This is a genomic window from Bradyrhizobium sp. B039, from assembly GCF_038965675.1.
Classification (GTDB): domain Bacteria; phylum Pseudomonadota; class Alphaproteobacteria; order Rhizobiales; family Xanthobacteraceae; genus Bradyrhizobium; species Bradyrhizobium diazoefficiens.
In genome coordinates, this window is the sequence record NZ_CP152416.1 from 5,043,335 (window position 1) to 5,063,217 (window position 19,883).

Consider the following 19,883-nt stretch of genomic DNA (forward strand, 5'->3'; position numbering starts at 1 on the left):
CGCATGGCTGCATACCGTCTTGCGACGCGTCACGTCGTTGCGTGCGACTCCATCAGACCCATCGAGGAAATTGAAATCATGACAACGTCCCACGTCGCGCGCGCCGCCATGGCCGCGCTGATCGCAACCGCGTTTGCGACCTCCGCACGCGCCGAAATCAAGAACTATGAATTCCAGCTCATGCAGCCGACCGTCAAGGCCGGCGCCGATCGCATCGTGACGGTACGGCTGGTCAACAAGACCTCCGGCAAGACCGTGCCGGATGCCGTGGTCTTCGCCAGCCGGCTCGACATGGCGCCCGACGGCATGCAGGAGATGGCCACCAAGGTCACGCCGATGCCGGGCACCGAGCCCGGCACCTACCGTTTCAAGGCCACCTTCGGCATGGCCGGGCGCTGGCAGCTCTCGCTTGGCGCCAAGGTGCAGGGCGAAAGCGGCACGGTCGAAAACAAGCTCGTCGTCACGGCCGAGCAATGAGCAAGAGCCGCCTCATCGGCACTGCCGCTGCGCTTGTCGCAGCGGTAGGCGCCGCGCTGTTTGCCGGCAGCTTTTTGCCGGCGAATGGCGATCCGATTTTGTTCGCAGCGAATGCGGCGGATACGGTCGCCCCGCTCTATTATCAGGATCCGGACGGCAAGCCGCTCTATTCGCCGACGCCGAAGAAGACCGAGGACGGCCGCGACTACGTCGCCGTACCGGCGCCGTCCGATGCCGACGAGCCTAAAGGCGAGCACAAGGCCGATCGCAAGATCAAATATTACCGCAACCCGATGGGCCTGCCCGACACCTCACCAGTGCCGAAGAAGGATTCGATGGGGATGGATTACATCGCCGTCTATGACGGCGACGACAGCGACGACGGTTCGGTCAAGCTGTCGCCCGGCAAAATCCAGCGCAGCGGCGTCAAATCGGAGCCTGCCGAACTACGGCGGCTGCGGACGCTGGTGCGCGCGCCCGGCACTATCCAGCTCGACGAACGCCGGATCTCGGTCATCGCCATGCGCGCCGAGAGTTTTGTGCAGAAGGTTGCCGACGTCACCACCGGAAGCCGCGTGACCAAGGGGCAGTCGCTGATGGAGATCTACAGTCCGGCCGTATCGTCCGCAGCGGCCGAATATCTCGCGACCATCACCTCGAAGACGACCGCGGGCATCGAACCCTACGGCCGGGGCTCGCGGCAGCGGCTGGTCAATCTCGATGTCCCCGAACCCGTCATCGCCGAGATGGAGAAGAGCCATGCGGTGCCGATCACCATCCAATGGTCGTCGCCGCGTGACGGCATCGTGCTCCAGCGCAACGCCATCGACGGCATGCGCGCCCAGCCCGGCGACATCCTGTTTCGCATCGCCGATATCTCGCTGGTGTGGGCCAATGTCGACGTCGCCGAGCGCGACCTCGGCGGCATTGCCGTCGGCCAGCCCGTGACGGTGCGGGCGCGCAGCTATCCCGGTCGGGATTTTGACGGCCGGATCAGCGTCATCTATCCGCAGCTGAACAAGGAAACGCGCACGGCGCGGATACGGATCGAACTCGCCAACGACGATCTCGCGCTGCTTCCCGACATGTATGTCGATGCCGCGATAGATACCGGCAATCCGGCGCCGGTGCTCAGCGTGGCCGAAAGCGCGGTGCTCGACACCGGCAGCCGGCAGGCCGTCCTGGTCGACAAGGGACAGGGCCGCTTCGAGCCGCGCGAGGTCAAGCTCGGGCGGCGGGGCGATGGGTATGTCGAGATCCGCGACGGGCTTGCCGAGGGCGACGTCATCGTCACCTCCGCCAACTTCCTGATCGATGCCGAGAGCAACCTCAAGGCGGCCCTCAAAGGACTCGCCGAAGGCGGCAACGTCCAAGGCACTAACGCGCAAGGCACTGATGCGCACGGCGGCCACGCGATGGGAGGCAAGCCATGATCGCGCGCATCATCGCCTGGTCGGCACGCAACCTGCTGCTGGTCCTGTTCGGCACCGGCTTTGCCGCCGCGGCCGGCCTCTATGCCTTGCTCCATCTGCCGCTGGACGCCATTCCAGACCTCTCCGACACCCAGGTCATCGTCTACACCGAATATCAGGGCCAGGCGCCCCAGGTGATCGAGGATCAGGTCACCTATCCCCTCACCACTGCGATGCTGACGGTGCCAAGGTCGAAGGTGGTGCGCGGCTTCTCCTTCTTCGGCGTCTCCTTCGTCTACGTCATCTTCGAGGACGGTACCGACATCTACTGGGCCCGTTCGCGCGTGCTCGAATTCCTCAACGGCGCCGCGTCGCGGCTGCCCGCCGGCGTCACGCCCACGATCGGGCCCGACGCCACCGGCGTCGGCTGGGTCTACCAATATGCGGTGATGTCCAAGGAATTGAATCTCGCCGAGACGCGGACGATCCAGGACTGGAATCTGAAGTTTGCGCTCGCCAAGGCGGAAGGCGTGGCGGAGATCGCGAGCATCGGCGGCTTCGTGCGGCAATACAACGTCATCCTCGATCCGCAGCGCATGCGCGACCTCGGCATCACCATGCAGAAGATGCGCGATGCCATCCGCGCCAGCAATGCCGACGTCGGCGGCCGCACCGTCGAGCTTTCCGAGTTCGAATATGTCATTCGCGGCAAGGGCTATCTGAAAAGCGTCGACGACATCGGCAACATCGTGCTGAAGACCGACAACGGAACGCCGGTCAAGCTGCGCGACGTCGCCCGCGTCGAGCTCGGACCGGACGAGCGGCGCGGCATCGCCGAGCTCAACGGCGAGGGCGAGGTGGCGAGCGGCATCGTGCTGCAGCGCTTCGGCATGAACGCACTCGACGTAATCGAGGGCGTCAAGAAGCGATTCAGGGAGATCGCAACCAGCCTGCCGAAATCGGTCGAGATCGTTCCGGTCTACGACCGCTCCAACCTGATCAAGGCCGCGATCGAGACGCTCCGGCATACGCTGCTCGAGGAGAGCATCGTGGTGGCGCTGGTCTGCATCGTGTTCCTGCTGCATGTCCGCAGCGCGCTGGTTGCCATCCTGATGCTCCCCGTCGGGGTGCTGATGGCGTTCGGGGCGATGAAGCTGCTCGGGATCGGCTCCAACATCATGAGCCTCGGCGGCATCGCGATCGCGATCGGCGCCATGATCGACGCGGCGATCGTCATGATCGAGAACGCGCACAAGCATCTCGAGCGCGCCGCGCCCGGCCATTCGCGGGTGGCGATCCTGATCGAGGCCGCCGCCGAGGTCGGCCCGGCGCTGTTCTTCAGCCTGCTGATCATCACCGTCTCGTTCATGCCGATCTTCACCCTGGAATCGCAGGAGGGCCGGCTGTTCAGCCCGCTCGCCTTCACCAAGACCTTCGCGATGGCGGCGGCGGCGCTGCTGTCGGTCACGCTGGTGCCGGCGCTGATGGTGATCTTCGTCCGCGGCAGGATCATCCCGGAGCACAAGAACCCGATCAACCGCTTCCTGATCTGGATCTACCGGCCGGTGATTTCGGGCGTGCTGCGGGCGCGGATCCCAGTGATCCTGCTCGCGCTTGGCGTGCTCGCCGCGTCGATCTGGCCGGCAGGCCGGCTCGGCTCCGAGTTCATGCCGAATCTCAACGAAGGCGCCCTGCTCTACATGCCGACGACGCTTCCCGGCATTTCCGTGACCAAGGCGGCCGAGCTGATGCAGACCCAGGACCGCATCATCCGCTCGTTTCCGGAAGTGGCCTCGGTCTACGGCAAGGCCGGTCGTGCGGCAACCGCGACAGATCCGGCGCCATCGGAGATGTTCGAGACCATCGTCGACCTCAAGCCGAAGGAGCAGTGGCGCGCCGGCGTGACGATCGACAGCCTGATCGCCGAGATGGACAAGGCGCTGCAGTTTCCGGGCGTCTCCAACGCCTGGACCATGCCGATCAAGGCGCGCATCGACATGCTCTCGACCGGCATCCGTACCCCCGTTGGCATCAAGGTCATGGGCAGCGATCTCGCCGGAATCGACAAGCTGGCCCGGCAGATCGAGCAGGTGCTCAAGGCGGTGCCCGGCACCTCCTCGGCCTATGCCGAGCGGAGCCTCGGCGGCTACTATCTCGAGATCACGCCGGACCGCGAGGCGCTGTCGCGTTACGGCATCATGGTGCAGGACGTGCAGGACACGATTGCGACCGCGCTCGGCGGCCAAACGGTGACGACGACCGTCGAGGGCCGGCAGCGCTTCACCGTCAACATGCGCTATCCGCGCGACCTGCGCGACAATCCGAAGGCGATCGCCAGCGACATCCTGGTGCCGATGCCGGGCGGCGGCGCCGTCCCGCTCGGCGAGGTCGCAAGCGTCACGCCGGCGCGCGGGCCGACCTCGATCCGGACCGAGAACGGCCAGCTCGCCACCTACATCTATGTCGACATCCGCGACCGTGACCTCGGCGGCTATGTCGCCGATGCGAGGGCCGCGGTGCAGGCGAGCGTCCAGTTCCCATCAGGCTATTACGTGGTCTGGAGCGGGCAATACGAATATCTGGAACGCGCCACCGCGCGGCTGAAGATCGTGGTGCCGGTGACGCTGCTGATCATCTTCCTGCTGCTCTACCTCAACTTCCGCTCGATCACCGAGACCATGATCGTGATGCTCTCCCTGCCCTTCGCCCTCGTCGGCGGCCTGTGGCTGATGTGGTGGCTCGGCTTCAACCTCTCGGTCGCGGTCGCGGTCGGCTTCATCGCGCTCGCGGGCGTGGCGGCCGAGACCGGCGTGGTGATGCTGATCTATCTCAACCACGCCCTTGCCGAAGCCGAAGCGCGCTGCGCGCGCGCCGGACGCGTCCTGACCCGCGACGATCTCGACAAGGCGATCATGGAGGGCGCGGTCGAGCGCGTCCGCCCGAAGATGATGACGGTGGTTGCGATCATGGCCGGCCTGCTGCCGATCATGTGGAGCAGCGGGACGGGCTCGGAGATCATGCAGCGGATCGCCGTGCCCATGATCGGCGGCATGATCTCGTCGACGCTGCTGACGCTGATCGTGATCCCCGCAATCTTCGGCCTGGTGAAGGGCTTCGGGCTGCGTACGGGCGATGGGGCTGTCGCGTCGGAGCAAATTCCGGAGGCCGCCGAATGAGCTCGTAATCCCCCGGAATGTTGCGCCCCGGTCGCGCTCGCATCAAGAGGTGCGGCTGCGACGTTGAGTTCCCCACACGTAACACTATTGCGGGTCGACACTGTTCCCGCTGCCATGCTAGGCCAGCCGAACCGACAGCGAGAGTGAATTCGTGGTCCTGAATCGCCGACCCTTCAGACGGAGCACCACGCGCCATTGGCGCAGGCTCGTGGCTGTGTTCGTCGCGGTCATGTATCTGCTCTCGGGCGCGCTCCACGGCGCCCACGACATCGATGTGACCAGCCCGTCCGGCGGCTCCGAGATCGCGGCGATGCTCGACCACGGCGCGGCCGGCCATGGCGATCATAAGGCGCTTGCCGGCCATCACTGCCACGGCTGCTTCTCCATCGCTGTCGTGCAACCGGTGCAGCCGGAAGCCGCGGCCGATGTGATGGCCGCGCCGGTCCCGCAGCGGCAGCCGGCGCTCGCCGGCATCGCGCCCGATACGGCATCCCCGCCCCCCAAGCACCTGACCTGAACGGATCAGCCGGGCGCCCCATCGCGCCCATCGGTTCTCCTTCACAGGTTCTGTTCATGTTTTGCAGGCGACTGGCTGCGCGCATCGCGTGCGCGCTGGCTATTCTCATCAGCCCACCCCTGGTGCTGACGTCACACGCCCAGACGCTGACCATGCGCGCGGCGCTCTCGCGCGCGCTGGCCGCGAGCCCGCGCCTGACGGCGGCGGAGCGCGACGTCGGCATCGCCACCGGTCAGCGCATCCAGGCCGGCGCGCTCCTCAATCCGGAACTGTCCTATGAACAGGACAATTCATTCGGGTCGGGCATCTATCGCGGCACGAAATCGGCCGAGACCACGCTCCAGATCAGCCAGGCCTTCGAGCTGTTCGGCAAGCGGGACGCCAGGATCGCGGCCGGACAGGCCGGCATCGAGGTCGCCGCGATCCAGCGCAAGGCCGTCAGGCTGGAAGTGCTGTCGGAGACGGCGATCGCCTTCCTCAGCGTGCTCGGCGCGCAGCGGCGGATCCAGATCCTGGACGAGCAGATCGCCGCGATCGACCGGCTGACGCCGCTGCTCCGCCGCCGCGTGGAAGCCGGCGCCTCCTCTCCGGCCGAGACCGGCCGCGCCGAGGTCGCCTCCGCCCTGGTGAAGGCCGACCGCGAGCGATTCAAGGCGACGCTGGCAAGCGCCCGGCGCGAGCTCGCGGTGCTGATGGGCGATCCCTCTGCGAAATTCGGCGAGGTCTCCGGCCGGCTCGACACCACGGGGCGCCCGCCGACGTTCCAGTCGGTGGTCGCCGCCATCGATGCCAATCCGCAATTGGTGCGCTGGACGGCGGTCTTTGCCCAGCGCAATGCCGAACTATTGATGGCGCGGCTCAAGCCCTATCCGGACGTGCGGATCGCGGCCGGCTGGCGCCATTTCAACGAAACCAATGACGATGCGGCGCGCCTCACCGTCTCGGTGCCGATACCCGTGTTCGACCAGAACCAGGGCAACATCCTCTCGGCGCAGGAAAGCCTCGCCAAGACCGGGGCCGAGCGCGAGGCCAACCGCAACACGCTGATCGTGATTGCCGGCCGTGCCTATGACTCGCTCCAGGGCTCGCTGCGCGAGCTCGCGGTGCTGCGCGAGATCGCCATCCCCAAGGCCACTGAGGCTGCGGAAGCGATCTCGCAAGGCTACGGCCAGGGCCGCTTCTCCCTGCTCGAAGTGCTCGACGCGCAAGCGAGCGTGACCCAGGCGCGGCTGCGCGAGCAGGAAGCGCTGCAGAATTTCCATGCCGGTGTGGCGACCATCGAAGGCCTCGTCGGCAATCCCTTTGCGCTGGCCCGGGAGGGCGCTCGATGAAGACATCCTCCACAATCCTCGTCGCGATCGTGACCGCAGCGCTCGGTGCCTATGGCTACGCCATGCTTGCAGCGCCCAAGGTCGCACCGACCGAACATGCCGCGGACAAGAAGCCGGAGAAACCAAACGACCACGTCGAGCAGGACGAGCATGGCGCCGACCGCATCCGCATCTCCGACGTCAAGCTCGCGGCCGCCGGCGTGACGCTGGCGGAAGCCGCGGGCGCCACGCTGACCGACACGCTGGCCTTCAACGGTATCCTGCGCGCCAATCAGGAAGCCGTGGTGCAGGTGACACCGCGCTTTCCGGGCGTCGCCAAGTCGATCCAGAAGCGCATCGGCGACAAGGTCGCCAGGGACGACCTGCTCGCCGCGATCGAGAGCAATCAGAGCCTCACGGTCTATGAGCTGAAGGCGCCGATCGCCGGCACCATCATCGAGCGGCAGATCTCGCTCGGCGAATACGCCTCCGAGCAGAAACCGGCCTTCGTCGTCGCCGACCTCTCCAGCATCTGGGTCGACCTGTCGATCTACCGGCAGGACCTCCGGCGCGTCCGCCTCAACGACGAGGTGCTGATCGACCCCGACGATGGCCGCGGCGAGATCAAGGGCGCGATCTCCTACATAGCGCCGATCGGCTCGAGCGAGACCCAGACCGCGCTGGCGCGCGTGGTGCTGCCAAATCCCGACGGCCGGCTCCGCCCCGGCCTGTTCGTCACGGCGCGGCTGATCCTCGCCGCACGCAATGTCGCAGTTGCCGTGCGGCGAAGTGCGATCCAGACGCTGGAGAACAAAACCATCGTGTTCGTCCGCGAGGACGGCGACAAGATCGAGGCACGTCCGGTCGAGCTCGGCGATTCCGATCCGAAATTCGTGGAGATCCGCGCAGGCCTTTTGGCCGGCGAGCGCTACGTCGCCGAGAACAGTTTTGTGGTCAAGGCGGAGATGGGCAAGGGAGACGCCGACCATGATTGACGCCCTCCTCGCCTTCTCCATTCGTCAACGATGGCTCGTCGTTCTGTTCGCGCTCGTCGCCGGCGGCTTCGGCGCCTGGAATTTCACCCGCCTGCCGATCGACGCGGTGCCCGACGTCACCAACGTCCAGGTCCAGATCAACACGCGCGCGCCGGGCCTGTCGCCGCTCGAAGCGGAGCAGCGCATCACCTTCCCGATCGAGACCGCGATGGGCGGCCTGCCCAGGCTCGACTACACCCGCTCGATCTCGCGCTACGGCCTGAGCCAGGTCACCGTCGTGTTCCAGGACGGCACCGACATCTACTTCGCGCGCCAGCTCGTCAACGAGCGCATCCAGCAGGCAAAGGACCTGCTGCCTGCAGGCACCGAGGTCGCGATGGGGCCGATCTCGACCGGGCTCGGCGAGATCTATGTCTACTCGGTCGAGGCCAAGGCCGGCGCGAAGTCACCGACCGGCGCCGAGTTCACGCCGACGGAACTGCGCACCATCCAGGACTGGATCATCAAGCCGCAACTGCGCACCATCCCCGGCGTGATCGAGGTCAACTCGATCGGCGGCTATGAGCGGCAATTCCACGTGCTGCCGATCCCCGGCCGGCTGATGGCCTACAAGCTCGGCTTCCGCGACATCATGACGGCGCTGGCCGCCAACAACGCCAATGTCGGCGCCGGCTATATCGAGCGCAACGGCGAGCAATATCTCGTCCGCGCACCCGGCCAAGTCGCCAATATCGAGGACATCAGGGACATCGTGATCGGCTCGCGCGGCGGCGTGCCGGTGCGCATCCGCGACGTCGCCGACGTCCAGGAAGGCCAGGACCTGCGCTCGGGCGCCGCGACCACCAACGGCAGCGAAACCGTCCTCGGCACCGCCATGCTGCTGATCGGCGAGAACAGCCGCACCGTAGCCCAGCGCGTCAAGGCGAGGCTCACGGAGATCGCGAAATCGCTTCCCGACGGCGTGATCGCGCGCGCCGTCTACGACCGCACGCATCTGGTGGAAGCGACCATCCAGACCGTCGAGAAGAACCTCGTCGAAGGCGCGGCGCTAGTGATCGCGGTGCTGTTCCTGATCCTCGGCAACATCCGCGCCGCACTGATCACGGCCTGCGTCATCCCGCTGTCGATGCTGTTCACGATATCAGGCATGGTCGAGAGCAAGGTCAGCGCCAATCTGATGAGCCTCGGCGCAATCGACTTCGGCATCATCGTCGACGGCGCGGTCATCATCGTCGAAAACTGCCTGCGGCTGCTCGCTGCCGAGCAGCACCGGCGCGGCCGGCTGCTGTCGCTCGAGGAACGGATGGAGACGATCCGCGCCGGCAGCAGCGAGGTCATCAAGCCGAGCCTGTTCGGCACGCTCATCATCGCCGTGGTCTATCTGCCGGTCCTGACCCTGACGGGGACCGAAGGCAAGATGTTCACGCCGATGGCCCTCACGGTGCTGATGGCGCTCGCGGGCGCGGCGCTGTTGTCGATCACCTTCGTCCCGGCCGCGGTGGCGATCTTCGTGACCGGCAGGGTCTCGGAGACGGAAAACCTCTTCATGCGGGCCGCCAAGCGGTTCTATGTGCCGCTGCTCGACCGCGCCATCCGCTACCGCGGCAGCGTCGCGTTTGGCGCCGTCCTGATCGTCGCCGGCAGCGTCTTCGCCGCGACACGCATGGGCGGCGAATTCATCCCGAGCCTCGACGAGGGCGACATCACCATCGAGACCATCCGGATTCCCGGCACCAGCCTGACCCAGAGCGTCGACATGCAGATTCGGCTGGAGAAGGCGGTCAAGCAAGTGCCGGAGGTCGCGACCATCTTCTCCAAGGTCGGTACCGCCGAGATCGCCAACGACCCGATGCCGCCGAACGCCGCCGACACCTATGTCACGCTCAAGCCGCGCGAGGAATGGCCCGATCCCGCCAAGCCGAAGAACGAGGTGATCGAGGAGATCGAACGCGCCGCCAACACCCTGCCCGGCACCGCCTATGGCATGACCCAGCCGATCCAGATGCGCTTCAACGAGCTCATCGCCGGCATCCGCAGCGACGTCGGCGTCAAGATCTTCGGCGACGATCTCGACGTGCTCGCCGGCATCGCCCAGCAGGTCAACGGCGTGGTCCGCGGCATCGAGGGCGCCGCCGACGTCAAGACCGAGCAGGTCGCGGGCCTGCCGATCCTCACCGTCAAGCTCGATCGCCAGGCGCTGTCGCGCTATGGCCTCAGCCTCAGCGAGGTGCAGAACCTCCTCGAGATCGCGATCGGCGGCAAGCCGGTCGGCAAGCTGTTCGAAGGCGATCGCCGCTTCGACATCGTGGTCCGGCTGCCGGAAAGCCTGCGTGCCGACCCCGACACGATCAAGTCGCTGCCGATCCCGCTGCCGCCGGGCGAAGACGTCGCGGCCGTCACGAAAACCGCCTGGCCGGGGACATCGGGAACGACGCCGCGCTACGTGCCCCTCTCTTCCGTTGCGGCAATCGAGATCGCGCCGGGTCCCAACCAGATCAGCCGCGAGAACGGCAAGCGCCGCGTCGTGGTGATGGCCAACGTTCGCGGGCGCGATTTGCGCTCCTTCGTCGCCGAGACGCAAGCCGCCGTCGCGGAGAAGGTCAAGCTGCCGCCGGGCTACTGGATCCGCTGGGGAGGCCAGTTCGAGCAGCTGGTCTCGGCCACCAAGCGGCTGACCATCGTGGTGCCGGTGGCGCTGCTGCTGGTGTTCCTGCTGCTGTTCATGGGCATGGGATCGGCGGCTGATGCGGCGCTGGTGTTCTCCGGCGTGCCGCTGGCTTTGACGGGCGGCGTCGCGGCGCTCTTGCTGCGCGGCATCCCGCTGTCCATCAGCGCCGGCGTCGGCTTCATCGCGCTGTCGGGCGTCGCCGTACTCAACGGCCTCGTCATCATCGCCTTCATCGAGCGGCTGCGCAGCGAGGGACGATCCGTTGCGGAGGCGGTGCGCGAGGGCGCGCTGACCCGGCTGCGCCCGGTGCTGATGACCGCGCTGGTCGCCTCGCTCGGCTTCGTGCCGATGGCGCTCGCCACCGGCGCCGGCGCCGAGGTGCAGCGGCCGCTCGCAACCGTGGTGATCGGCGGCATCATCTCCTCGACCGTGCTGACGCTCCTTGTGCTACCGGCGCTCTACATGCTGTTCCGGCGTGACGTGGCAAGCGAAACGCCTACAATGGCGGCTGATTTGGCAGCGTCCGGGGAGCGCTAGGTTTGGGCAGCCACGACCACCACGGCGATCACCATCATGACGATGCAGGTCACGGGCATGATCATGGTCGTGGTCTCGGCCACGCGCATGTCCATGCGCCCGCCAGTTTCGGCAAGGCCTTCGCGATCGGCATTTCGCTCAACACTGCGCTGGTCGTGGCCGAGGCGGTCTATGGCTATATCGGCAACTCCACCGCCCTGCTCGCGGACGCCGGACACAATCTCTCCGACGTGCTCGGCCTGGTCGTGGCGTGGGGCGCCGCAATCGCGGCGCGGCGCGCGCCGAGCGGACGCTTCACCTACGGCCTGCGTGCCTCGACCATCCTGGCGGCACTGGCCAATGCCGTGTTCCTGCTGGTCGCGACCGGCGCGATCGGCTGGGAGGCGATTTTACGCCTGCGCGAGCCGGAGCCGGTCGCGGGGGTGACCGTGATGGTGGTCGCCGGCATCGGCATCCTCGTCAACGGCTTCACCGCCATGCTGTTCGCGAGCGGTCGCAAGGACGACATCAACATCGAGGGCGCCTATCTGCACATGGCCGCCGACGCCGCCGTCTCGCTTGGCGTCGTCGTCTCGGCGGCGCTGATCATCTGGACCGGCTGGCTCTGGCTCGACCCCGTCACCAGCCTCGTCATCTGCGCCGCCATTCTCTGGAGCACGACCAGCCTGCTCCGCGGCTCCATCGACATGTCAATGGCGGCCGCCCCCAAGGGCACCGACCTCGCCGCGATCAGGGCGCTCCTGCTGGCGCGCCCGGGTGTGTCCGCGATCCACGATCTGCACGTCTGGCCGATCTCGACCACCGAGACGGCGCTGACCTGCCATCTCGTCATGCCCGCAGGTAGCGGCGATGCGTTCCTGATGGAGACCGCGCAGATGCTGAAGACATCCTTCCGCATCGGCCACACCACGCTTCAGGTGGAGACGCATCCGGATAATGGCTGTGCGCTGGCGCCGGATGACGTGGTGTGAAACGGCATTTGCTCAGCTTCAACTGCGCACAACCGCGTCGAGCAGCGAGCGCTACGACGCCTTCGCCGTCACGATCCAGATCGCGCCCTGAAGCGCCACCGACTGTCCCTTCAAGAACGGCGCGAGCGTCTTGCGGATCGAGGCCTTAGCGGCCTCATACGTCTCCGGCGGATGCCCTTGCAGCGCTCGGCTGGCGGGGCCGATCTGGAGCGAGCCCTCGACGGCGGCATCGAGGCCGCCGCCGATGGCGATATCCATCGCGAGATTGTGCGGCTCCGTCGCCACATCGACGAAGCCCGCCCCTTTCAGGATGCGCATCACGCGCTCTTCGGATGCGAAGGCGAACGGGCCCGGCTCCTCCGGCCCGACCGGCGGCATTTTGGGCACGTGCTTGTAGACCGCCATCAGCGGCGCCATCATCCACGGGTTCTCCTTCGGCTCGCGCCAGCAGGCGAAGGCGAGCCGCCCGGACGGCTTCAGCGCGCGACGAAGGTTGGTGAAGGACGCAATGGGATCGGCGAAGAACATCACGCCGAAGCGCGAGGCCAGGAGGTCAAAGCTCGCCGGCTCGAACGGATGCACCGTCGCATCCGCCAGCACGAAATCGAGCGGCAGGCCCTTTGGCGCCAGCGCACGCGCCTGCGACAACATGGGGTCGGAGACATCGAGGCCGAGCGCGAAGCCATCAGGCGCCACCGCCTTCGCAAATGCCACCGTCGTTGCGCCGGAGCCGCAGCCGACGTCGATCACGCGCTCGCCCGGCTTCGGCCCGGCGCGATCGATCAGGACATCCGCGATCGGCCCGAGCAGCCTCTCCTGCACCGCATGTCGATCGGCCCAGCGTTGCCCGCTGGGGCCGTTCCAATAGGCGATCTGGTCGACATTCTGCTCGTGTCCGCTGGGTTGCTGCATCGGGACCTCATCGCGCACTCACGCGCCGTTCAGCCCATATCACGAACCGAAGTTGCGGCCCATTCAAATTGAAGGTCGGACGGGCACCGCTTGGATGCTTGTGCCTGGAGCCTACGAATTCGGCCAGGGCAGTTGGGCCTTGAGCTTCTCGCCAAGCAACTCCTCGCCGCAGGCGCTCAGATGATCGGGATCGCTGAACGTCAGACAATCGCCGGTCAGCAGGAAATACTGATCGACCTTGAGCACGTCGTAGAATGACAGATACTTGAAGGTCTGTGGCCCTTCGGCGACTTCCTTGGCAATCTCGGCGTCCAGCGCCTTGAAATGATGGAGCGAGACGGGATTCATCCTGAACGCGTCCCTTGCGATTGACGGCGGATCGCGGAAGTTGACCCGTGCTTCGACAAAGGGACCGAGCCACACGATCTTCGCCAGCGGCGCGATCGTCCGCAGATAGTTGATCGTGAAGGCGACCTTCTCGTAATTGATGAGATATCCCGTCTTCCACTCGAACAGGTGGTGGTTTTCCGAATTGCCTTCCAGGTCGGTCAGAAGGTGAGCTCCCGACACGTTGAAGACGATCCCGCGCACGGAAGCTCCGTTGCGATCGAGGAAGCCCTTGAGCCTGGAATACGGACAGGCATCGCTGTCGTTCCACGCACGGCAGCCTTCGTCGACCAGACCGACGACGAACTCGCCGGGGCTCGCCTTGGCCACCGCATTGTAGACGTTCTCGCCGTGGGAATCGCCGACGACCATGGTGGCCGGGCCAAACTTCTCGGCACAGGATCGAAACCGCGCCTCGAACGCCTCGTCCGGACGGGGAGACCAGAACTGGCAGCCGCTGTCGATCAGCCGGGCCTTGATATCGCGCAAGCCATATTGCTTGATGAGCGCATAGGCCCGCTGGGTCGCCATGTCGTTGCGGGCGAGATAGCTGTTCTCGAGCCCGCCGGTGAAGATGCCGACCAGTCCGAGGCCGGCCAGTCCCGCGGAGGCAGCACCGCAATAGGCGAACACCTCGTTCCGGGTGAACCGCTTGCGGTCGCGCGCCGGGCGCTCGACCAGCACGTAGGTCAGGTAGGCCAGGAGCAGCGCAATCGCCGAAAGGCCGATGAAGACCGGGATATTGGCCTCATAGATCGCGCCGAGCCGCGCAAACGCAAACACGGGCTGATGCCAGAGATAGGCGCTGTAGCTGATCAGGCCGATGCCAACGAGGCCGCGCGTCGCAACGATGCGGCCCGATAGCGTATCGGGTCGCAGGAACACGATCGCCAGCGCCGTGCCGAGTGTCGGCGGCAACGTGTAAACGCCGGGATAGGGAATGTTGTGATAGGTGAAGATCGGAATCGCGATCAATGCAAGACCGAGCAACGCAAGCGGCTCGGCGAGCCGGCGCGGCAGGCGCCGCGCTTCGGTCTCGATGCGGCACAGCGGCAGCAGCGCACCGATCAAAAGCTCCCAATACCTTGCCGGCAGGAGGTAGAAGGTCGCTGCCGTCGCGTGACGCGATCCCCAAACAGCGAGAGCGAAGCTCAGTACAGCGGTCGCGACAAACAACGCGATGGCGTGACGTCGACCGAGCTTGAGCAACAAGAACAGCGCGATCGGAAAGACCAGATAGAACTGCTCTTCGACCGCAAGGCTCCAAGTATGGACGAGTGGCTTGAGCTCGGTCGGCCCGTCGAAATATCCGCTTTGCGACCAGAAGAAGAAGTTCGAAACGAAACCGCAGACCGAGAGCAGGCTCCTGGCGAACTCCTCGAGATCGCGCGGGCTCAGCGAATAGATGGCGAACGGAATGCACGCAAGGCAGACCAGGAACAAAGGCGGCAAAATGCGCCGGGCGCGCCGCTCGTAGAAGCCGACGAAGCTGAAGCCGCCATTTTCATATTCGTCGAGGATGATCGACGTGATCAGATAGCCGCTGATCACGAAGAAGACGTCGACTCCGACAAAGCCGCCCGAGAATCCGGGAACCCCGGCATGATAGAGAATGACAGGCAGGGCCGCGATCGCTCGCAGGCCGTCGATCTCCGGTCGGTAGGGCAGCTTGGTCGGCATATGGCCGGCGTCGGATCCAGGTGGTGCTTGGCAGGGCAGCCGCTCTACGCGTCCCAGTTCGGGCCGATATGCCCGACGCGAAGACCGGCCGCAAGCACAAGATGCAGCCGGAACCGATGGCCGTCGGCTCGGTGCTGCCCGCTCGGCCCGTTCCAATTGACGAGGCAGTACCGAAAAACGCGTTGGTGGGCGGTCACGGATTCGAACCGCGGACCCTCTCGGTGTAAACGAGATGCTCTAACCAGCTGAGCTAACCGCCCCTCGCCGCCTCTTTATCCCTACCCGCCCTCGGTGAGCAAGTACGGAACATCAATCCTGCGGCCTCCCCGGCAGCCCCGGCACGGCGTCGATCCACACTGCCGCCGACTGGCACCAGATCTGTCGGCTGGGCCTCAGAGCGTCGCGCTGGCGGATGCTGCCCCAGCGGATGCCCCAGTCGTCGGCCTGGTCGCCCTCGCCGCTGGTGAACAGCGGGGAACCACAGTCGGCGCAAAAATGCTGGAAGCGCATCCGGCCGTTGTCGCCGCGCTTGCCGTAGATTTTTGGCGTGCCGCCGGTGAGCTTGACGTCGCCGGCGGAACAGATCGCGGTGACCCGGAACGGTGATCCCGTCAGCGTCTGGCAGTCCTGGCAATGGCAGACCGAGACCGCCTCGGGGTCGATCTCGGCTTCAAAGGTGATCTGCCCGCAATGGCATTGCCCGTCGATCTGCATCGCCCTCGTTCCCTTGCATCAAAGCAAAAACGGCGCCCGAAGGCGCCGTTTTATCATCTTTCGCTGGAGCTCAGTGAGCGGTCAGGCCACCGGCGGCTTCGTCGCCGTCCGGCTTCACCGTCACCTTGGTGTCCTCTTCCCAGACGATCGGCACCGGCTTCTTCACCAACGCCCTGGCGACGACGTCGTCGAGACGGGAGACCGGGATGATCTCCATGCCGCCCTTGATCGCATCGGAAATCTCCGTGAGATCCTTGGCGTTGTCCTCGGGGATCAGCACCGTCTTGATGCCGCCGCGGGCAGCAGCCAGCAGCTTCTCCTTCAGACCGCCGATCGGCAGCACGCGGCCGCGCAGCGTGATCTCGCCGGTCATCGCGACATCGTGGCGGACCGGGATGCCGGTCATGACCGAGATGATCGCGGTGGCCATCGCCACGCCCGCCGACGGACCGTCCTTCGGCGTCGCGCCTTCCGGCACGTGCACGTGGATGTCGCGCCGGTCGAACAGCGGCGGCTCGATCCCGTAGACGATCGCGCGCGAGCGGACGTAGGACGCCGCCGCCGAGATCGATTCCTTCATCACGTCGCGCAGGTTGCCCGTGACCGTCATCTTGCCCTTGCCCGGCATCATGACGCCTTCGATGGTCAGCAGCTCGCCGCCGACATCGGTCCAGGCAAGGCCGGTGACGATGCCGACCTGCGGCTCGCTCTCGATCTCGCCGAAGCGGTACTTCGGCACACCCAGAAGCTCTTCGAGCGACTTCTCGGTGACCTTGACCGACTTCTTCTTGGAGATCATCAGCTCCTTCACCGCCTTGCGGGCGAGTGTGGAGAGCTCACGCTCCAGGTTACGCACGCCCGCTTCGCGGGTGTAGCGGCGGATCAGCAGCAGCAGCGCGTCGTCGTCGATCGAGAACTCCTTGGAGTCCAGGCCGTGCTTGGACACCGCGTTCGGGATCAGGTGCTTGCGCGCGATCTCGACCTTCTCGTTCTCGGTGTAGCCCGCGATCCGGATGATCTCCATGCGGTCCATCAACGGTCCCGGAATATTGAGCGTATTCGCGGTCGTGATGAACATCACGTTGGACAGATCGTAGTCGACCTCGAGATAGTGGTCGTTGAAGGTCCCGTTCTGCTCGGGGTCGAGGACCTCGAGCAAAGCCGAGGACGGATCACCGCGGAAGTCGGCGCCCATCTTGTCGATCTCGTCCAGCAGGAACAGCGGATTGGACGACTTGGCTTTCCGCATCGACTGGATGATCTTGCCGGGCATCGAGCCGATATAGGTGCGGCGGTGACCGCGGATCTCGGCCTCGTCGCGCACGCCGCCGAGCGAGACGCGCACGAACTCGCGTCCGGTCGCCTTCGCGATCGACTTGCCGAGCGAGGTCTTGCCGACGCCGGGAGGTCCGACGAGGCACAGGATCGGTCCCGTCAGCTTGTTGGCGCGCGACTGCACCGCGAGATACTCGACGATACGTTCCTTGACCTTCTCCAGACCGTAGTGATCGGAGTCCAGGATAGCCTGCGCCGATTCCAGGTCCTTCTTGACCTTGGACTTCTTGTTCCACGGGATCGACAGCAGCCAATCCAGGTAGTTGCGCACGACGGTCGCTTCCGCGGACATCGGCGACATCTGGCGCAGCTTCTTCAATTCGTGCTGCGCCTTCTCGCGCGCTTCCTTGGAGAGCTTGGTCTTGGAGATCTTCTCTTCGAGATCGGCGAGCTCGTCGCGACCGTCGTCGTCGCCGAGTTCCTTCTGGATCGCCTTCATCTGCTCGTTGAGATAATACTCGCGCTGGGTCTTCTCCATCTGGCGCTTGACGCGCGAGCGGATGCGCTTCTCGACCTGAAGCACCGAGATCTCGCTCTCCATCAGGCCCAGCACCTTTTCGAGGCGCGTGGTGACCGACAGCGTCTCCAGGATGCCCTGGCGATCCGCGATCTTGACGGCGAGATGGGAGGCGACCGTGTCGGCGAGCTTGGCGAAATCGGTGATCGCCTGCACGACGCCGACGACCTCGGCCGAGATCTTCTTGTTGAGCTTCACATAGCTCTCGAAGTCGGACACGACCGAGCGTGCCAGCGCTTCCGCCTCCACCGACTTCGCATCGGTATCGGCGAGCGCAATCGCGGTCGCTTCATAGTAGTCGGCGCGATCGGTGTATTTCTGCACGCGCGCACGCTCGAGCCCTTCGACCAGCACCTTCACGGTGCCGTCGGGAAGCTTCAAGAGCTGGAGCACGCTGGCAAGCGTACCGGTCTCGTAAATCGCATCGGGCGCCGGATCATCGTCGGACGCGTTCTTCTGCGTCGCGAGCATGATCAGCGCGTCGTTCTTCATCACCTCTTCGAGCGCGCGGATCGACTTCTCGCGGCCGACGAAGAGCGGCACGATCATGTGCGGGAAGACGACGATGTCGCGCAAGGGAAGCACGGGATAAGCGTGCGTTTCGCCATGGACGATGGTTGGCCTGGGTTTTGGATTAGTCATGGCCTTTTCCTTTTGCTTTGCCCCCTTGCACGCAGCCCGCCATGCTCATGCGCAACCGCCACAAGGTGCCGAGGTGATCCACAAAACCAGTCTACCATTCCAAGGGTGGACCGGGCTTGCCGGATCGGAACTGAGGCGAATCTTGAAGAGAATTCACGCTCGCCGCCGACATTAGGTGGCTATCGACCGGGGGGGTGTCAAGTCATTGAAAAACGCGCGCCATCAGGCGCTTACGCACACGGGTAAGCGACGCAAACTCGGCTGCGGAGATACCTTCCGCAGCCGTCACTTCTCAGGACGATTGGAGCGTTCCAGCGCCGCAAATCAGGCGCTGGCGTTCTCGACGGCGCGATCGGATCGATCGGCGTAGATGTAGAGCGGACGGGCCGTGCCTTCCACGACTTCGCGGGAAATCACGACTTCTTCCACACCTTCCAGACCCGGCAGGTCGAACATGGTCTCGAGCAGGATCGCCTCGAGGATCGAACGCAGGCCACGGGCGCCGGTCTTGCGCTCGATCGCCTTGCGGGCGACCGCGCCAAGCGCCTCGTCGGCGAAGGTCAGCTCGATGTTCTCCATCTCGAACAGGCGCTGGTACTGCTTCACAAGCGCGTTCTTCGGCTCGGTCAGGATCTTCTTCAGCGAGGTCTCGTCCAGATCCTCGAGCGTCGCCACGACAGGCAGACGGCCGACGAACTCGGGGATGAGACCATACTTCAGGAGATCCTCAGGCTCGACGTGACGGAAGATCTCGCCGGTACGGCGGTCCTCCGGCGCGAGCACCTGGGCGCCGAAGCCGATCGAGGTCGACCGTCCGCGTGCCGAGATGATCTTTTCGAGGCCGGCGAAGGCGCCGCCGCAGATGAACAGGATGTTGGTGGTATCCACCTGCAGGAACTCCTGCTGCGGATGCTTGCGGCCGCCCTGCGGCGGGACCGAAGCCACCGTGCCTTCCATGATCTTCAAGAGCGCCTGCTGCACGCCCTCACCCGACACGTCGCGCGTGATCGAGGGATTGTCGGACTTGCGGCTGATCTTGTCGATTTCGTCGATGTAGACGATGCCGCGCTGGGCGCGCTCGACGTTGTAGTCGGCGGCCTGGAGCAGCTTCAGGATGATGTTCTCGACGTCCTCACCGACATAGCCGGCTTCGGTCAGCGTCGTTGCGTCCGCCATCGTGAAGGGGACGTCCAGAATGCGGGCGAGCGTCTGCGCGAGCAGCGTCTTGCCCGAACCGGTCGGACCGATCAGCAGGATGTTCGACTTCGCGAGCTCGACGTCGTTGTGCTTGGTCTGGTGGTTGAGGCGCTTGTAGTGGTTGTGCACCGCGACCGACAGGACCTTCTTCGCGTGGCTCTGGCCGATCACGTAATCGTCCAGCACCTTGCAGATTTCCTTCGGCGTCGGAATGCCGTCGCGCGACTTGACCAGCGAGGACTTGTTCTCCTCGCGGATGATGTCCATGCAAAGCTCGACGCACTCGTCGCAGATGAAGACCGTGGGACCCGCGATCAGTTTGCGGACTTCGTGCTGGCTCTTGCCGCAGAACGAGCAATATAGCGTGTTCTTGGAGTCGCTCGTGCCGACCTTACTCATTCATGTCTCCGTCCGCGGTTCGATCCCGTTCCGCTCG

At 65.3% G+C, this 19,883-nt stretch carries 13 protein-coding genes and 1 tRNA gene; 8 read left to right on the plus strand and 6 right to left on the minus strand.

From position 1 onward, the window contains the following. The first annotated feature begins 78 nt into the window (after positions 1 to 78). The 8 genes from AAFG50_RS23590 to AAFG50_RS23625 all read left to right on the plus strand — a co-directional run bounded on the left by AAFG50_RS23590 (position 79) and on the right by AAFG50_RS23625 (position 12,063). Positions 79 to 477, plus strand: a complete 399-nt coding sequence (locus AAFG50_RS23590; protein ID WP_028171697.1) for a FixH family protein — start codon at positions 79 to 81, stop codon at positions 475 to 477. Next, a complete protein-coding gene (locus AAFG50_RS23595) occupies positions 474 to 1,910 on the plus strand; it encodes an efflux RND transporter periplasmic adaptor subunit (protein ID WP_028171696.1) in 1,437 nt (478 codons plus the stop codon). The genes AAFG50_RS23590 and AAFG50_RS23595 overlap by 4 nt, the downstream gene beginning before the upstream one ends. Then, entirely contained in the window at positions 1,907 to 5,065 is a 3,159-nt protein-coding gene (locus AAFG50_RS23600; protein ID WP_028171695.1) for a CusA/CzcA family heavy metal efflux RND transporter, read from the plus strand. Before AAFG50_RS23595 ends, AAFG50_RS23600 begins: the two co-directional genes overlap by 4 nt. A 151-nt stretch (positions 5,066 to 5,216) precedes the next feature. Further along, complete coding sequence (locus tag AAFG50_RS23605) at positions 5,217 to 5,582, plus strand: hypothetical protein (protein WP_028171694.1); 366 nt, start codon at positions 5,217 to 5,219, stop codon at positions 5,580 to 5,582. Positions 5,583 to 5,638: 56 nt separating this feature from the next. Then, complete coding sequence (gene ihpA / locus AAFG50_RS23610) at positions 5,639 to 6,913, plus strand: divalent metal ion exporter subunit IhpA (protein ID WP_028171693.1); 1,275 nt, start codon at positions 5,639 to 5,641, stop codon at positions 6,911 to 6,913. Next, the gene (gene ihpB / locus AAFG50_RS23615; protein ID WP_028171692.1) at positions 6,910 to 7,887 is read left to right on the plus strand and encodes a divalent metal ion exporter adaptor subunit IhpB; all 978 of its coding nucleotides are present in this window, start codon (positions 6,910 to 6,912) and stop codon (positions 7,885 to 7,887) included. The genes ihpA and ihpB overlap by 4 nt, the downstream gene beginning before the upstream one ends. Beyond that, complete coding sequence (ihpC, locus tag AAFG50_RS23620) at positions 7,880 to 11,092, plus strand: divalent metal ion exporter subunit IhpC (protein WP_028171691.1); 3,213 nt, start codon at positions 7,880 to 7,882, stop codon at positions 11,090 to 11,092. The genes ihpB and ihpC overlap by 8 nt, the downstream gene beginning before the upstream one ends. Positions 11,093 to 11,094: 2 nt before the next feature. Beyond that, complete coding sequence (locus AAFG50_RS23625) at positions 11,095 to 12,063, plus strand: cation diffusion facilitator family transporter (RefSeq protein ID WP_028171690.1); 969 nt, start codon at positions 11,095 to 11,097, stop codon at positions 12,061 to 12,063. A gap of 51 nt (positions 12,064 to 12,114) precedes the next feature. Here the strand turns inward: AAFG50_RS23625 and AAFG50_RS23630 are convergent, their stop codons facing one another. From AAFG50_RS23630 to clpX, 6 genes are all read right to left on the minus strand, one after another. Beyond that, positions 12,115 to 12,975, minus strand: a complete 861-nt coding sequence (locus tag AAFG50_RS23630) for a methyltransferase domain-containing protein (protein WP_028171689.1) — start codon at positions 12,973 to 12,975, stop codon at positions 12,115 to 12,117. A 111-nt stretch (positions 12,976 to 13,086) separates the two neighbouring features. Beyond that, a complete protein-coding gene (locus AAFG50_RS23635; protein WP_080668034.1) occupies positions 13,087 to 15,042 on the minus strand; it encodes an acyltransferase family protein in 1,956 nt (651 codons plus the stop codon). A gap of 183 nt (positions 15,043 to 15,225) precedes the next feature. Further along, positions 15,226 to 15,302, minus strand: a tRNA-Val gene (locus tag AAFG50_RS23640). Between the two features lie 49 nt (positions 15,303 to 15,351). Further along, on the minus strand, positions 15,352 to 15,756 hold the full coding sequence (locus AAFG50_RS23645; RefSeq protein ID WP_011087706.1) for a GFA family protein: 405 nt from the start codon (positions 15,754 to 15,756) through the stop codon (positions 15,352 to 15,354). Between the two features lie 70 nt (positions 15,757 to 15,826). Continuing rightward, on the minus strand, positions 15,827 to 18,250 hold the full coding sequence (gene lon, locus AAFG50_RS23650) for an endopeptidase La (RefSeq protein ID WP_011087707.1): 2,424 nt from the start codon (positions 18,248 to 18,250) through the stop codon (positions 15,827 to 15,829). Positions 18,251 to 18,574: 324 nt separating this feature from the next. After that, positions 18,575 to 19,846, minus strand: a complete 1,272-nt coding sequence (gene clpX / locus AAFG50_RS23655; RefSeq protein WP_008547851.1) for an ATP-dependent Clp protease ATP-binding subunit ClpX — start codon at positions 19,844 to 19,846, stop codon at positions 18,575 to 18,577. Positions 19,847 to 19,883: the final 37 nt, after the last annotated feature.

What these genes read in the sequence shown, in the direction of transcription:
- AAFG50_RS23590 (WP_028171697.1), top strand. Translation starts at nt 79, where the DNA reads ATGACAACGTCCCACGTCGCGCGCGCCGCCATGGCCGCGCTGATCGCA.
- AAFG50_RS23595 (WP_028171696.1), top strand. Translation starts at nt 474, where the DNA reads ATGAGCAAGAGCCGCCTCATCGGCACTGCCGCTGCGCTTGTCGCAGCG.
- AAFG50_RS23600 (WP_028171695.1), top strand. Translation starts at nt 1,907, where the DNA reads ATGATCGCGCGCATCATCGCCTGGTCGGCACGCAACCTGCTGCTGGTC.
- ihpA (WP_028171693.1), top strand. Translation starts at nt 5,639, where the DNA reads ATGTTTTGCAGGCGACTGGCTGCGCGCATCGCGTGCGCGCTGGCTATT.
- ihpB (WP_028171692.1), top strand. Translation starts at nt 6,910, where the DNA reads ATGAAGACATCCTCCACAATCCTCGTCGCGATCGTGACCGCAGCGCTC.
- ihpC (WP_028171691.1), top strand. Translation starts at nt 7,880, where the DNA reads ATGATTGACGCCCTCCTCGCCTTCTCCATTCGTCAACGATGGCTCGTC.
- AAFG50_RS23630 (WP_028171689.1), bottom strand. Translation starts at nt 12,975, where the DNA reads ATGCAGCAACCCAGCGGACACGAGCAGAATGTCGACCAGATCGCCTAT.
- AAFG50_RS23635 (WP_080668034.1), bottom strand. Translation starts at nt 15,042, where the DNA reads ATGCCGACCAAGCTGCCCTACCGACCGGAGATCGACGGCCTGCGAGCG.
- AAFG50_RS23645 (WP_011087706.1), bottom strand. Translation starts at nt 15,756, where the DNA reads ATGCAGATCGACGGGCAATGCCATTGCGGGCAGATCACCTTTGAAGCC.
- lon (WP_011087707.1), bottom strand. Translation starts at nt 18,250, where the DNA reads ATGACTAATCCAAAACCCAGGCCAACCATCGTCCATGGCGAAACGCAC.
- clpX (WP_008547851.1), bottom strand. Translation starts at nt 19,846, where the DNA reads ATGAGTAAGGTCGGCACGAGCGACTCCAAGAACACGCTATATTGCTCG.